Raw genomic sequence first — 14,300 nt, forward strand, 5'->3', positions numbered from 1 at the left:
TTTACTGTTGTGGGGCTAGCTTTTTTACTATGCGAATCATGTGTTCTATTAGTTTTTGTTCGCTCATTGCAGTCATCAAGTGATCCTGAGCATGAATCATCAATAAAGTTTTCTCACTTGCAACTCCATTCAATTCTGCTTGAATGAGCTTGGTTTGTGTCTTATGGGCCATGTTCAATTCTTCCTGGCCTTGTTTAATTAGTTCCTCTGCCTTTTCAAAATTAAATTCTTCCGCTTCTTTCAGTGCTTCGAATGCTAATCCTCTTGCATTTCCACTATGTGATATTATTTCAAAAATTTCCATTTCGTTATTGTTCAGTTCAGTTGACATATCATTACACTCCCATTTATGTTAGATTATGAAGGTTCATTGGATTACTGTAATCCAGATTCACTAGTTAAAACACCATTCACTTGATGTTCGGAACAGCACTTTCACTGAAGAATCGCGGTAAGTATTCTTCATGCGCTTTTAAAAGTTTTTGTAAAACCATTTCCGCCAGGTCATCACTTGGGATGAGCGGGTTGATCGTTAAAGCCAATAACGCTTTATCATAAGAACCTGTAACGGCTGCCTCAGCACCAATTCTCTCAAATGATTTGATTTGTTGGATCAAGCCATGCACTTGTACGGGTAATTTACCCATAGCCAAAGGAATTGGTCCATTCTTGGTGACGATACAGCTTACTTCGACTGCTGAATCATAATCAATATCAGTAAGCGATCCTTTGTTTTGTACATTTAGCACTTGAATGTCTTTTTTATCATTATAAATAGAAGAAATGACGTTACATGCTGCATCACTATAGTAAGCTCCACCGCGCTGCTCTAGTTGTGGAGGCTTGATGTCAAGGGTTTCATCCTTGTATAGGTCAAATAAACCTTCTTCTAATTTTTTCACAACTTCAGCTCGGGTTTTCCCTGATTTGAATGCTTCCAACTCTTCTTCTAAAATCGTTTTTGTTTTGTAATAATACCGATGGTACGGGCAAGGCACCACTCCTAAAGATTTCAAAAACCTTCTGTTCCAAGCCAATGGGGCAATATTCTTCATTGTCTGCTGAATTTCAGGATTGCCAAGCATTTCAAGCACTTTATCTGTTACTTCTTGATCATCAACGAACACATGCATCCCGAATACCATGTGGTTTAAACCGGCGAAATCTATGTGCACTCTCTTCATATCGACACCAAGCATGCTAGAAATAGACATATGCATATTAAATGGAACATTGCATACTCCAATGACTTTTTTATGTTTACTGTAGCGGAGCAGGGCTTCCGTTACCATCCCCGCTGGATTTGTGAAGTTAATTAACCATGCATCAGGGCAGAGCTCCTCCATTTCTTCTGCAATTTCCAGAAGTATGGGTATCGTTCGTAATGCCTTGGACAATCCTCCTGCCCCATTTGTTTCTTGACCAATTAATCCTAATTCCAACGGGATCCTCTCGTCCTTGATTCGTGCATCAAGTAAACCCACTCTCATTTGAGTTGTGACAAAATCAGCATCTTGCAAGGCTTGACGGCGGTCTAACGTTAGATGTATTTCCATTGGAAGTCCTGCTTTTTCAACCATCCGTTTTGCCAAGGTTCCTACAATCTCCAGTTTTTCTTTTCCTGCCTCAATATCCACTAACCACAGTTCCCTAATAGGCAACTCATCATATCGTTTTATAAATCCTTCTATTAATTCTGGCGTATAACTGGAGCCTCCACCGATTGTGGCAATCTTCAGCCCTTTTTCCATTTCCATTTCCCCAACACCTCATCGTAAGCTAATCTGGATTCTTCATTCATTTATAGATTATTGCATAACAAACCAGTGCACTTACCGCTAATAAAGACAAGAATAATAGTGTTGCTTGTTTCTTGTTTTTAAACTTACCTTCAACAAAACAAACAACCATCGTCAATCCTGCGCTTATGGCAAAGGTATTTCCTAAGTACAGTGATAATTGTTTATTTATTTCAAAGGCATCCATTAATCTGTTAAAGATAAAATTAAAAACAAGAATGAAGCCAAAAAATAGAAAGGCACTTTTGTAACTAAAAAAGTGAATTCTGGATGTTGAATTCATGTCCTTTCCTCCTCTCAATTTATAAAAGGAGTTTGGAGCATTAGTCCCAAACTCCCTTTTAGGTATTCCTTATAAAGCGATATTTTTATTATCCGTTGTTTCTACCATGTTTTCCTGTGCTAAAAGCTTTTTATCGTACATCTTAAAGAATGGCAGATATATAAGGACCGAAATGGTTAAATTCACCATCACGAGAACAATGGCTCTCCAATCCCCGCCCGTTGAAAGGTAGGCACCTATTGGAGCGGGCAATGTCCAGGGAACCATTACATATGTCGGGTTCACAAGTCCGATGGACGTTGCTATATATGCAAGTGTTGCTCCAATCAGCGGTGTAATGATGAATGGAATAATCAGTACCGGGTTTAGTACAATCGGCATCCCAAAGATAACAGGTTCATTGATGTTAAAAATGCTCGGCACAATTGTTGCTTTCCCCATTGCTTTACTATAGCTGGACTTCGCCGTTAAGAGCATGGCTATTACTAATCCCAATGTTGCACCAGATCCACCAATCCAAATAAACCATTGGAAGAATGTTTCAGGTGCTATGTGGGGAATTGCCTTTCCAGCTGCAACTGCTGCCGAGTTATTCCCCAAGTATACTTCCCATACCGGACGAGCTACGGCACCTACTACCGATACGCCGTGAATGCCAAATGACCAGAAGAATGTAATCAAAAATACTGGAATTAATACACCTGGCAATGTATCGCCAGCACTGATGAGCGGTGCAACCGCTTTATCAACAAGTGAATGTAAATCAACAGCAAAAACGACTGTAATTAAAGTCATGACAAGCAGGACAATTGAAACTGGAATTAATGCTTCAAATGAGCGGGCTACTGAAGTTGGAACAGAATCCGGCATTTTAATCGTGATATTTTTTGTTTTACAAAAACGTAGAATTTCGACAGCAAAAATGGATACAAGCATTCCTACAAAAAGGCCATGGCCTCCGAGATTTGTCATTGGCAAAACAAACCCCACATCATCCATCATTTTTACACCAATCGTGAACAAGAAGGCTGCCAATGATAGTAAACCTCCAGATAGCGGATCAAGTTTATAGCTTTGAGATAAGCTGTAGCCAATACCAAAAGTAATATATAGCGTCATGATAAACATCGTTAATCGATATGGAATTAAAATTTCAGCTATATGTTTTGCAGACCATTCACCTAATGCAGTATCTGCTGCAACGGGCGGAAATGCGATGATCAAGAATAAACTGCCAAAGATGATGAATGGTAACGCGGAAACCACACCATCCCTAATTGCGCGTAAATGCTTTTGCTCAGACAATTTAGCCATAGGTGTTGAAAGATTATTTTCTAAAAAAGCTACAAACTTGTCCATTCGTGTTTTCCCCTTTTACGTTTAGTGATAAGAATAGTGGTCCGTTTATTATTTTACTAGTTCCGTTACAAGTTTAAGTAGCTTAGGTCCGCCAAGAGGGCTGTAGGCTTGAGCTGGAATGGCTTCACATGGGACGCCCGCTTCATCTGCAGAAGCCTTAAAGCCGTCGAAACGATGTTTGACTTGCGGAGCTACCATCGCAACATCCCAGCCATTTCGTACTTCTGCATCGAATTCTTGCGTGCCGACCGCCAATACTTCTATGTTTATACCCTGTTTTTCCCCTTCCTTTTTTAAAGCGCTTACAACGATTGCACTGGACATTCCACCTGAACATACGAATAATACCTTCATTATTTGTTCCTCCAATTTTTTGATTTTTTTTATAAAAAGCGTTAAATCGTTTTTCTAATGAATCCTTGTGCCTTCACTAAACGATTTGACGCTTCTTCATATGATACATTCGTTAAAATCATGACAATGGCGATTTTAGGCTGGGCATGTGCCTTTTCTAAAAATTCATCTGCAATTTCATAGCTGCAGTCAGTAGCATCCATGATAATACGTTTTGCACGTTCAACCAGCTTTTCATTAGTTAACTGTAAATCTACCATTAAATTCCCATAAACTTTTCCAACTCCAACCATTGATGCGGTGGAAAGCATATTGCATACTAACTTTTGCGATGTTCCAGCTTTTAAACGTGTAGAACCCGTCAGGACTTCAGGCCCATTTACCACTTCAATCGCAACTTTTGCAATCTTACCTATTTCGGAACCTTTGTTACAGCTTATCGACACAGTTCCTGCACCAACTTGATTGGCATATTCCAATCCAGCAATAACATATGGAGTGCGTCCACTAGCTGCAATGCCCACTACGACGTCCCTGTTTGTCAATTCGATTTTCTTCAAATCTTCAGGACCTAATTCAAAACTGTCTTCAGCACCTTCAACCGCCTTAATGAAAGCCTTTTCCCCACCAGCTATGAGACCCACTACTTCACTCGGATCGGTATTGAATGTCGGGGGACATTCTACTGCATCCAATAAACCGATGCGCCCGCTTGTTCCTGCACCCATGTAAATTAATCTGCCGTTTTTATTCATGGCTTCAACGATCATGTCCACAGCTTTAGAAATTTGCGGAAGTTCTTTTTTTACACAATGGGCAACTTTAATGTCTTCTTCGTTCATCACTTCTAAAAATTCAAGAGTTCCCATTTCATCTAAACTCATGGTCTTTTCATTACGACTCTCTGTCGTTAAATGCTCTAGCATACATATCATCCTTTTTTATTTCAGTGGTGAAAGTGGTGAAACTTTATTAGCTAAAGAGACTATATCACTATTAAAATTTAATTTCAATATTGTATATACATTTTTAAAATTTAATTTTAAAATAAAAGTAAGATAACTAATTGATTGTTATCTTTCTGCTAAAAATAAAAAATGTAAACCGAGTAGCCATTTAGTGAACCAAACCTACGATTCTTTTTATTGTTAGATCTTATCTCACTATTCATAGATGACAAATTCATATATTCATTATTTGTTAACGCTTACAAATAATTAAATATAAATATTAGTAATGAAATGAGGTTGTACTATTGATGCATGAAAGAATTACAAAGAAAAAATTGGGTTCATTGGCACTAGCCGCTTTGGTGGGAGGATCACTTCTCCTTCCAGCTGATTTGATTGCAAATGCAGAATCAGGGACAATCCCGCAAGCAACCACTTATGTAAAACAGGAACTGCGGGCAACTTGGATTGCAAGTGTGTTAAATATTGACTGGCCGTCCAAACCTGGTTTATCCATATCAGCACAGAAAGAAGAATTCATAAAATATTTGGATGAACAAAAAGCGATGGGGATGAATGCTGTCGTTATGCAAATCAAACCCACTGCGGATGCTTTTTATCCTTCTGAATACGGTCTTTGGTCAAAGTATTTAACAGGGGTCCAAGGAAAAGATCCTGGGTATGACCCTCTTGCATTCATGGTAGAAGCGGCACATGATCGTAATATGGAATTCCATGCGTGGTTTAATCCGTACCGCATTACGATGCCTTTAGGTAAAACAGCTGAAATAGCGGATATTGATAATCTTCCAGAATCTCATCCTGCTAGAAAGCATCCGGATTGGGTCATACCATATGGACAGCAATTGTACTTTGACCCAGGCATTCCTGGCGTACAACGGTTTGTGATCGATGGAATATTGGAAGTTGTTAAGAATTATGATATCGATGCAGTCCATATGGACGATTATTTCTATCCTTACAAGATTGCAGGAGTACCTTTCCCAGATGATATTTCCTATCAAAAATATGGAGCAGATAGATTTACAAATGTTGAAGATTGGCGCAGGGATAATGTAAATAACCTTGTTAAGAATATAAACGAAGAAATCAAGGCAGAAAAATCTTTTGTGAAGTTTGGTATAAGTCCATTTGGAGTTTGGCGCAACAAAGCAGTTGATCCCACAGGATCTGACACTGCCGCTGGACAAACGAATTATGATGATTTATATGCAGATACCCGAACATGGATCAATAATGGATACATTGATTATATTGCCCCTCAATTATATTGGAATATAGGATTGCCAGTAGCTGACTATGCCAAACTTCTGGATTGGTGGACAAAAGAAGTCGCAGGAAAAAATGTTCAACTCTATATTGGACAGGGAGACTATAAAATTAATACAGAGTCCAATGGTGTGCAAAACTGGTTCAACCCTGAAGAAATGCCAAACCAGTTAAAACTGAATCGAACATATAAGGAATTTGATGGAAGCATGCATTTCAGTGCCAAGGATTTACGGAAAAACCCTCTTGGGATAGCGGATCGCTTAAGCGAGGATATTTATAAGCATCCTGCATTGGTTCCAGCCATGCCTTGGATTGATGATCATGCACCAAAGGCCCCAAAGGTGAGCAAGGCCACACAATCAGGAGATGGGATACAATTCGAAATTCAAGATCATAAGCAATCAGATGCAACCTATTATGCCATTTATCGTTTTGATGGGAAGAAAAAAGGAAACATTGAAGATTCAACGAACTTACTTGCCACAGTGCATAAGGAAAATACAAGTCAATTGTTTAATGACGGCAGTGTAGAAAAAGGAAAGACTTACACATATGTTGTGACAGCATTGGACCGCACCCACAATGAAAGCAAACAAACTAAACAGATTGATATAAAAGTACAATGATCTTCAAGAAATAGCATTATAGTTTAAAAGGCCCTTCTCAGTGAACAATGGACGTAAAGCAACCATAAACAATATATTGGAAAAGGTTTTATCTTAATAGCATACACTGTTGTATATTATGCTATATCAGGATGAAAAAAGAATCGAAGTAGGTGGAATGACGATGTACATAGTTGGATTAATGTCAGGAACATCACTGGATGGAATTGATGCCGCACTCGTTCGGGTGAATAAAAGTGGACTCGAAACTGAATTCGAAATGATTGAGTTCATGACATGCCCGTTTCCAAAAGAAATTGAAAAAGAAATTATGCAGTCTTTATCTGCAGATACATCCAATGTGCAGTTAATATGCAGTTTGAATTTTAAATTAGGGAAATTATTTGCCAATGCCGTAAAGGAAGTTTGTCATAAAGCTGGACTTCCCATTAATAAACTGGATCTTATTGGATCCCATGGACAAACCATTTACCACCAGCCTTTAAAAGAACAAAATTATATCCCCTCCACTTTGCAAATTGGGGAAGCTGCAGTAATTGCTTACGATACAAACACACTTGTAATCTCTAATTTCCGGACGATGGACATGGCTGCTGGTGGACAAGGAGCTCCTCTTGTTCCTTTTACCGAATACATTCTTTATAGAAGTGAAGCAAAGGGACGATTACTTCAAAACATAGGTGGCATTGGAAATGTAACCGTCTTACCCAAGCAAGCATCTTTGGATGACATGTACGCTTTTGATACAGGGCCTGGGAATATGATCATTGATGAAGTATGCCGCCAATTGTTCAATATAAGCTATGACGAAGGTGGAAACATAGCTAAACAAGGACAAATCAATGACGAACTTTTATCTTATTGTATCAGTCATCCTTATATTATGAGCCCTCCACCTAAATCAACCGGCAGGGAATTGTTTGGAAAGCAATATGTAGTAAAACTATTAAAGATGTTTGAATCGCTTCCAAACCAAGATATTTTGGCAACCTTAACGATGTTTACAGCAAAGTCCATTGTGGAAAACTATCGAAATTTCATCTTCCCAAAAACCAGTATTGAAGAAGTGATCATTGGCGGCGGTGGCAGCTGTAACAAAACGCTATTAAACATGATTCAATCACTGCTTGGAAATTCTATTCGAGTTTTGACTCAAGAAGAGTTGGGATACTCTTCTGAAGCGAAAGAAGCGGTGGCCTTTGCATTACTTGCAAATGAGACTTTCCATGGTCATACTAGTAACGTTCCCATGGCTACCGGTGCTGTCTCCGATGTCATCCTTGGAAACATGACCTTTCCTCCTTCCTATCTGAAGGGACGTAAAATTGCATTTTAACCATTGAAAAAGAGTGGAAGGCACATCGATAATTGATGTGCCTTCCACTCTTTTTTTGCCTTAAGAATCATGGCGGACCCTTCTGTTTTTTTACTTGCCAAGCTGCATGGAGACATACTTCACTTCTAAATATTCATCCATGCCGTAGTGTCCGCCTTCCCTGCCTATACCGCTTTCCTTCATACCTCCAAATGGCGCTTGTGCAGTGGATGGGGCACTGTCATTAATACCGACAATCCCATATTCAAGTGCATCCGAGTAGGCAACCGCCTTATTAAGTGACTCGGTATACACATAAGCTGCCAAGCCAAAATTCGTGTTATTGGCTCGATCTATCGCTTCTTGATCGGTTTTGAATGTACTGACTGGCGCAATTGGCCCAAACGTTTCTTCCTGCATGCACAGCATATCATCCGTTACATTGGAAAGTATGGCTGGTGCTATGAAATGGCCTTGTTTTTCATCGACTCTTGAGGTGTTATGGATTATGGCGCCCTTACTTGCAGCATCCTCCAACTGAAGCCGAACCTTTTTAACTGCAGCTCCATCTATCAAGGGACCAAGATCGGCTCCTTCCATTCCATTTCCAACCTTCAAAGCTAAAACAGCTTGTTCGAAAGCTTGTAAAAACGGCTGTTCAATTGTCTCATGGACGAATATCCTGTTCGCACAAATACATGTTTGTCCAGCATTCCTGAATTTCGATTGAATCAAACCATTTACTGCTTCTTCGATATTCGCATCCTCAGCAATGATGAACGGAGCCAATCCACCGAGTTCGAGCGAGACTTTTTTCACTGTTTCTGCCGCCTTTTTCATTAAATGTTTCCCTACTGGAGTGGAGCCGGTAAATGTGATCTTCTTAACACGTGAATCATTCATCCACACGTCTGATACATCTCCCGGTTTTTGTGTAGTTACAATATTTATCACACCAGCCGGAATGCCCGCTTCATGAGCACTTTCAACCAATAGCAAAGCGGTCAAAGGCGTTTGTTCCGCGGGTTTTATGACCACGGTACATCCCGCAGCAAGAGCTGGCGCCACTTTTCTCGTGATCATGGCAGCAGGAAAATTCCACGGGGTAATGGCAGCAATGACACCGACTGCCTGCTTTTGCACTAAAATACGCTTTGATGCAACGGAGGCTGGTATGATTTCCCCATAGTTGCGCTTTGCTTCTTCAGCGTACCATTTCACGAAACTTGAGGCGTACTTCATTTCACCTTTTGCCTCTGCCAATGGCTTTCCTTGTTCCAGGGTCATGATCGTTGCGATTTCATCCAGCCTGTTCTCAATGATTGTGTACCATTTCTCTAGTAATTCCGCCCTATGGTATGCACTCGTTTTCGACCAAGTCAGAAAAGCAGCTTGAGCTGCATCCACAGCAGCCTTTGCCTCTTTTTCGTTAGCGTCCGGAACATAGCCCACAGGCTCCAATGTTGCTGGATTTTCCACTACAAAATGACTTTCTGTATGAATAGGTGCGCCATTAATATAAATTGGCCATTTTTCCACTACTTTTTTCATGATGCCTTACTCTCCTCTTCTTCTCCATGATCTGTAAAAGTCTTATCATTCTCTCCTTTGAAAAAGTCCTTGCCATATAATAGGGCACATAATAGAATGCCTGCAGCAAACGCCATGCCAGCACCTTTTATAACAAGGATGGCAGCAACGACACCTGCAATTCCAAGGTCGCGTTGGCTCTTCGCCTGCATCACGCCTACGCGTACGCTAACATATCCTTGAACCAAAAGCGTCAAAGCCAAGGCGACACCGAGAATGGGTTCCACGAGGCTGACTACCGGCAATAGGAATAACCCTGTATTCGTACCCCAACGGAACGAGCCGGCACCGCCGAAGAAAGAATTCATGGCTTTCTTGCCATTCTTGAACCGTTCCACAACCACGACCTGCATGGCTGCCCACAACGGACCGCACATTGTTATATCAGGTCCGATAAAACTCATGATCACATTTCGGCCGCCAAAAATTAAATGGGCTCTGTTTGGATTATAGTCCACCTTTTCATCTTCCCTGACCTCATCGGATTCAGAAAGCAGCGCTTTTGTTTTGAGCACATCCCCGAATACGACTAAATAAGTAGCAAAAACAGCTGGAATCGCACTTAAAAAGAAGGTCAAGGCAGGAAAACCTAAACCGAAAACAGTATAGTCTGACCATAGCGTAGCAAAATCCGGACTGCTGAATCCCCATTGGATATCAGGCCATTTTGCTTCTCCAAAAATCGGGGCTACAAAGACCGCGAGTAAAATTGCCGGCAATATCCCTAAATTCCCTATGAATACCCAAGCTTTATTTCGCATTTTCAATTTTCCAAAACTTTTCGAAAAAAGCAGATAAAAAGCAAAGCCGATACAAATGCTAATTGTATAAGGAAATAAATCAAACTTTCCACCCACTTCAAAAATGGAAACGACAGCACCAATACCCGCCCCTAAAATAATGCCTGATTTGATTGCATTCGGCACTAGTCGCACGACCTTACTGGCAAGTCCGGTCATTCCTAGCAATATCGATAAAATACCTAATGTTAATTGAAACGCAACGAGTGCATAGACCCGATCAGGCCCCTCCGGAAATTGCCCGACGAACAATACAAGCAATGGAACCGCAGGTGTAATCCAACCTGGTATAACCGGGTCCCCGAGTAAATGATGCGCCAAGTATAATAATCCATTCAAGATAACGACGGCTAGAGCCACGTCAAAAGGCATACCGAGATGGTCTGCAAGCAGCGTTATCGCTCCAAGGTCAACTGCACACATCAATAATCCTTGAACGTAGTCAGGCCACTCAAAACGATAATGGACAAATGGCAGTCTAATCTTAAAAGGTCCCGCAGGTATATACGATGTCTCTTCTCCGTAGCGGCGTTTTTTCCATTTCATAATGTTTCCTCCACTTAAAAGCCATAGGCTGAACGGTATATTTTTTCGATATCCCGAACGTTTAATGCACGGGGATTATTGCGAAGTAAACGGACTTGTTTGATGGCCTCGGCAGCCATTTCACTTAAAGCCGATTCAGGAATCTCAAATTCACTTAGTGATTGTGGTATATCAACATAGCGACATATTCTGGTCATCGCTTCTATCGCTTTATCCGCTGCCTCATCATCATTTAAATGATTGACTTTCTCTCCAAGTGCTTCAGCAATGTCGCGAAACCTTTCCAAACAGGCAATTTTATTCCACTTCATGACAAATGGCAGTAATAATGAATTGCTGACTCCATGTGATAAATGGAAGCGGCCTCCAAGCGGATAAGCTAAGGCATGAACAGCTCCAACACCTGCATTGCCAAAAGCTAACCCTGCCATTAGGCTTCCAGTTATCATCGCTTCCCGTGCTTCCAGATTATCTGGCGCAGCATAAGCCTTTGGTAAATGTACAGAGATTAACTTCATGGCCCCAATTGCCAAAGCATCCGTAACGGGCGACGCAAATTTGGAAATATAGGCCTCTACGGCATGAACAAGTGCATCCACTCCGCTCGCAGCAGTCACACTTGGCGGGCAAGTCAGCGTCATGACGGGTGATACAATCGCTACATCCGGTAAAAGATACGGACTTACGATTCCCTTCTTTACCTGTTCTTTTTTGTCCGATAAAATCGAAATATTCGTCACTTCTGACCCGGTCCCTGCCGTCGTGGGTATGGCTATTAAAGGTAGACCTGGGACTTCAATCAAGTTCGTACCGAAATAGGTCTCGATGCTGCCTGAATTCGTAGCCATGACGGAAGAGGCTTTTGCAATATCAATCGCACTTCCACCGCCTACCGCAATCAGTCCATCATGTTTTCCGTCCTTGATTGTCCGTACACAATTCTCAACGATTTCAATTTCCGGTTCTGGATTCACATCCGAGAAAATACCGTATGCTGATGAAAGTAAATCCTCAACCCTTTGAACAACCCCAGCACCCACTAAAACTTTATCTGTAACGATCAACGGATTCTTCATCCCTAATTGCGTAACCTCATCAGTCAGCTGCTGTAAGGAATTTGCTCCTGTCACCAATTTGTTAGCCATAGAAAAAATAGAAATATTCATGGTTATCTCCCCTTTCATGTATTTACTAATGCAGGAATCATGCCAAAGTTTGAAAACGCTTAATTCATAAGGGAGATACCCTTTTTTTCATGGGTAATAGGATCAATAATGAGTAGAAATCAAATCAAATAAACTAATTCGATTCGTTTTCTAATCGCATGTGAAATTTTTTCATTTTTTGCACCAAAGCGCTTTGACTGATATCCAAAGAGATGGCAGCGGCCCTTGTAGTCCCATACTTCTTCATCGCATTCAATATCAGTGAACGCTCCAGCTCGGAAACGGCTTCCTTCAAAGAATGTGTTGTCGTTTTTCTTGATAAGGCCGGCTGGATGAAAGATGGTAAATTAGCTAAATCAATCGTATCATCATAAGTCGTGACGACCAGCCGCTCTGCAAGACTCGCAAGCTCACGTATATTACCAGGCCACGAATAGTTCGTCAGCCATTCATAGCATTCCGGTGTCATCTTTTTCTTCTCATTATATTTTTCATTGAATTTTTTCAAATACATTTCTAAAAGCGGGATCGTTTCTTCCTTTCTCTGGCGTAACGGCGGGACTTCAAAGGAAACGATATTAAGCCGGTAATAAAGATCTTCACGGAAGGATCCTTCTTGCACGAGGGAGGCCAGATCGCGATGGGTGGCTGTAATTAACCTGACATCCACTTCTTTCATTTCGGTAGAACCCACTCTCATAAACTTGTTTTCTTCTACCACTTTCAAAAGTTTCACCTGTAACTCTAAAGGTAAATCCCCAATTTCGTCCAAAAATAACGTGCCACCATTCACTTTTTCAAAAATCCCCATTTTTCCATTCTTAAGGGATCCGGTAAATGCCCCTGGTTCATATCCAAAAAGTTCAGATTCCACCAAGTTCGCTGGAATGGCTCCGCAATTTAATTCAAGGAAAATTTTTTCCTTTCTGGAGCTTTTGGCATGTATGTACTTGGCGATTAAACTCTTCCCTACTCCCGTTTCCCCCTGTAACAAGATCTTCGCATCCGTTTTAGCCACTTTATCAGCCAGTTTGAATAAAGGAGTTGTAGAAGGACCAATGATTATTTCCTGTAAATTGACCTGTTCCGAGCCAGGCAATAATTGGGAAATAGGTTGGAAAGATAACTTTTGGCTGTCAATCGTATACTTCATCCGGATTAATTCAGTAATATCCCTGACACTATTTATGACAAATATAACTTCATTTTGTGGCGATAGAATAGGTGTGGCCGATACGATAATCTTTCTTCCATTTCGAATTCTTTGTGTCAAAGTAACTTGATTCTTCGTTCGAATGGAATCCAATGATGCTGAAACGGATATCATACCTTGCTCAATTAAATAACTCATCGGTTTTCCGATGATTTCCTCTTCTCTTATTCCAGTAATACGTTGATAGGCTTGATTGATAAATAATGTCGTTCCATCACCATCCGTGATATACACGCCATCATACAGAGCATTAAAAACAACCCTGCATAAATCACTCTCAAAGAATGCTTGAAATTGATCATATGGTATTGAGTAATTCCGTAAATTTTGCAGCGGTGCATTAACCGTAATGAAATGAGAAATGGGCTTCGTCAAATCACTCTGCTGCACTGCCGCTGATAAAGCCTCTATTGTCAAAAATCCGATGAAATCCTCTGAATCATCCAAAACTTCCACTTCAGTGCTTCCTATCGGGAAACAAGATATTGCTTCCTCCACTGTCATATCCGAATAAAACTTAGTCATCAATATCCACTCCCTGGCTGGTCTTTACTATTTGATAGAACGCTTCCTCCTTGATTGAAGACTTTTTGAAGGTCCTGTCGGTTTCCAAGTCTATTCAATTAAAGAAGACAATGAACTTATTAAATTATATTGTGTGAGCATTATGTAATGTTTTTTCCTTTTTCTTTTTAATGATACTATGTACGACAATCAACGACACCAAGAATAAATGCTGCACCGGTAAAACGATTCAATCTCATTGCCCTTTTTCTGATTAAAACGATAAATAGCAATGGTATGTTACTTTTATCATATCAATGGTGTTTTTTATGCTCAAATCCATTTTCACTCATCACAGGAAAACTTGTCCTTTTGTTGCATAATAAAAATGCCTGCGAAATGGCTCATACCTTAAGATTGTTTAATTTCAGATAATTTAAGGGTTAAGAACTATTTGTTAAGTGTTTTAAAAAGTTTCTCGACAGTTTGAAAAAACCTAATC

The 14,300-nt window shown here is 40.4% G+C and carries 12 protein-coding genes; 2 read left to right on the plus strand and 10 right to left on the minus strand.

Features of this window, described 5'->3' with window-relative positions; translation table 11 throughout:
* Position 1: 1 nt before the first annotated feature.
* The 6 genes from ACJ9PY_RS15800 to murQ all read right to left on the minus strand — a co-directional run bounded on the left by ACJ9PY_RS15800 (position 2) and on the right by murQ (position 4,721).
* On the minus strand, positions 2-331 hold the full coding sequence (locus tag ACJ9PY_RS15800) for a PTS lactose/cellobiose transporter subunit IIA (protein WP_411738541.1): 330 nt from the start codon (positions 329-331) through the stop codon (positions 2-4).
* 79 nt (positions 332-410) lie between these two features.
* Positions 411-1,757, minus strand: coding sequence for a 6-phospho-beta-glucosidase (locus ACJ9PY_RS15805; protein ID WP_411738542.1), 1,347 nt, complete (start codon positions 1,755-1,757; stop codon positions 411-413).
* 40 nt (positions 1,758-1,797) lie between these two features.
* Positions 1,798-2,082, minus strand: a complete 285-nt coding sequence (locus ACJ9PY_RS15810) for a hypothetical protein (RefSeq protein ID WP_063575835.1) — start codon at positions 2,080-2,082, stop codon at positions 1,798-1,800.
* Positions 2,083-2,151: 69 nt separating this feature from the next.
* Positions 2,152-3,441: a PTS sugar transporter subunit IIC gene (locus ACJ9PY_RS15815; RefSeq protein WP_098186345.1), complete on the minus strand. Its 1,290-nt coding sequence runs from the start codon at positions 3,439-3,441 to the stop codon at positions 2,152-2,154.
* A gap of 48 nt (positions 3,442-3,489) precedes the next feature.
* On the minus strand, positions 3,490-3,795 hold the full coding sequence (locus ACJ9PY_RS15820; protein ID WP_063575833.1) for a PTS sugar transporter subunit IIB: 306 nt from the start codon (positions 3,793-3,795) through the stop codon (positions 3,490-3,492).
* 41 nt (positions 3,796-3,836) lie between these two features.
* Positions 3,837-4,721 (minus strand): N-acetylmuramic acid 6-phosphate etherase, encoded by an 885-nt coding sequence (gene murQ / locus ACJ9PY_RS15825; protein ID WP_063575832.1) that lies wholly within the window; start codon positions 4,719-4,721, stop codon positions 3,837-3,839.
* A gap of 332 nt (positions 4,722-5,053) precedes the next feature.
* Here murQ and ACJ9PY_RS15830 point away from each other — a divergent pair, with 332 nt between their 5' ends.
* On the plus strand, positions 5,054-6,664 hold the full coding sequence (locus ACJ9PY_RS15830; protein WP_411740291.1) for a glycoside hydrolase family 10 protein: 1,611 nt from the start codon (positions 5,054-5,056) through the stop codon (positions 6,662-6,664).
* A gap of 163 nt (positions 6,665-6,827) precedes the next feature.
* A complete protein-coding gene (gene anmK / locus ACJ9PY_RS15835; RefSeq protein WP_411738543.1) occupies positions 6,828-8,000 on the plus strand; it encodes an anhydro-N-acetylmuramic acid kinase AnmK in 1,173 nt (390 codons plus the stop codon).
* Positions 8,001-8,090: 90 nt separating this feature from the next.
* On the opposite strand, the gene ACJ9PY_RS15840 is transcribed toward anmK, so the two are convergent.
* The 4 genes from ACJ9PY_RS15840 to ACJ9PY_RS15855 all read right to left on the minus strand — a co-directional run bounded on the left by ACJ9PY_RS15840 (position 8,091) and on the right by ACJ9PY_RS15855 (position 13,819).
* The gene (locus tag ACJ9PY_RS15840; protein WP_278088964.1) at positions 8,091-9,530 is read right to left on the minus strand and encodes an NAD-dependent succinate-semialdehyde dehydrogenase; all 1,440 of its coding nucleotides are present in this window, start codon (positions 9,528-9,530) and stop codon (positions 8,091-8,093) included.
* Complete coding sequence (locus ACJ9PY_RS15845; protein WP_328178563.1) at positions 9,527-10,915, minus strand: hypothetical protein; 1,389 nt, start codon at positions 10,913-10,915, stop codon at positions 9,527-9,529. The genes ACJ9PY_RS15840 and ACJ9PY_RS15845 overlap by 4 nt, the downstream gene beginning before the upstream one ends.
* Before the next feature lie 14 nt (positions 10,916-10,929).
* A complete protein-coding gene (locus ACJ9PY_RS15850) occupies positions 10,930-12,081 on the minus strand; it encodes an iron-containing alcohol dehydrogenase (RefSeq protein WP_411738544.1) in 1,152 nt (383 codons plus the stop codon).
* 133 nt (positions 12,082-12,214) lie between these two features.
* On the minus strand, positions 12,215-13,819 hold the full coding sequence (locus ACJ9PY_RS15855; protein WP_411738545.1) for a sigma-54 interaction domain-containing protein: 1,605 nt from the start codon (positions 13,817-13,819) through the stop codon (positions 12,215-12,217).
* Positions 13,820-14,300 lie beyond the last annotated feature (481 nt).

It is taken from the genome of Peribacillus sp. S4 (assembly GCF_046715815.1).
GTDB classification, from domain to species: Bacteria; Bacillota; Bacilli; order Bacillales; family DSM-1321; genus Peribacillus; species Peribacillus frigoritolerans.

Bases quoted from the DNA above. Each gene is read 5' to 3' on its own strand.
- ACJ9PY_RS15800 (WP_411738541.1), bottom strand. From the start codon at position 331: ATGTCAACTGAACTGAACAATAACGAAATGGAAATTTTTGAAATAATA.
- ACJ9PY_RS15840 (WP_278088964.1), bottom strand. From the start codon at position 9,530: ATGAAAAAAGTAGTGGAAAAATGGCCAATTTATATTAATGGCGCACCT.
- ACJ9PY_RS15805 (WP_411738542.1), bottom strand. From the start codon at position 1,757: ATGGAAATGGAAAAAGGGCTGAAGATTGCCACAATCGGTGGAGGCTCC.
- ACJ9PY_RS15845 (WP_328178563.1), bottom strand. From the start codon at position 10,915: ATGAAATGGAAAAAACGCCGCTACGGAGAAGAGACATCGTATATACCT.
- ACJ9PY_RS15810 (WP_063575835.1), bottom strand. From the start codon at position 2,082: ATGAATTCAACATCCAGAATTCACTTTTTTAGTTACAAAAGTGCCTTT.
- murQ (WP_063575832.1), bottom strand. From the start codon at position 4,721: ATGCTAGAGCATTTAACGACAGAGAGTCGTAATGAAAAGACCATGAGT.
- anmK (WP_411738543.1), top strand. From the start codon at position 6,828: ATGTACATAGTTGGATTAATGTCAGGAACATCACTGGATGGAATTGAT.
- ACJ9PY_RS15820 (WP_063575833.1), bottom strand. From the start codon at position 3,795: ATGAAGGTATTATTCGTATGTTCAGGTGGAATGTCCAGTGCAATCGTT.
- ACJ9PY_RS15830 (WP_411740291.1), top strand. From the start codon at position 5,054: ATGCATGAAAGAATTACAAAGAAAAAATTGGGTTCATTGGCACTAGCC.
- ACJ9PY_RS15850 (WP_411738544.1), bottom strand. From the start codon at position 12,081: ATGAATATTTCTATTTTTTCTATGGCTAACAAATTGGTGACAGGAGCA.
- ACJ9PY_RS15855 (WP_411738545.1), bottom strand. From the start codon at position 13,819: ATGACTAAGTTTTATTCGGATATGACAGTGGAGGAAGCAATATCTTGT.
- ACJ9PY_RS15815 (WP_098186345.1), bottom strand. From the start codon at position 3,441: ATGGACAAGTTTGTAGCTTTTTTAGAAAATAATCTTTCAACACCTATG.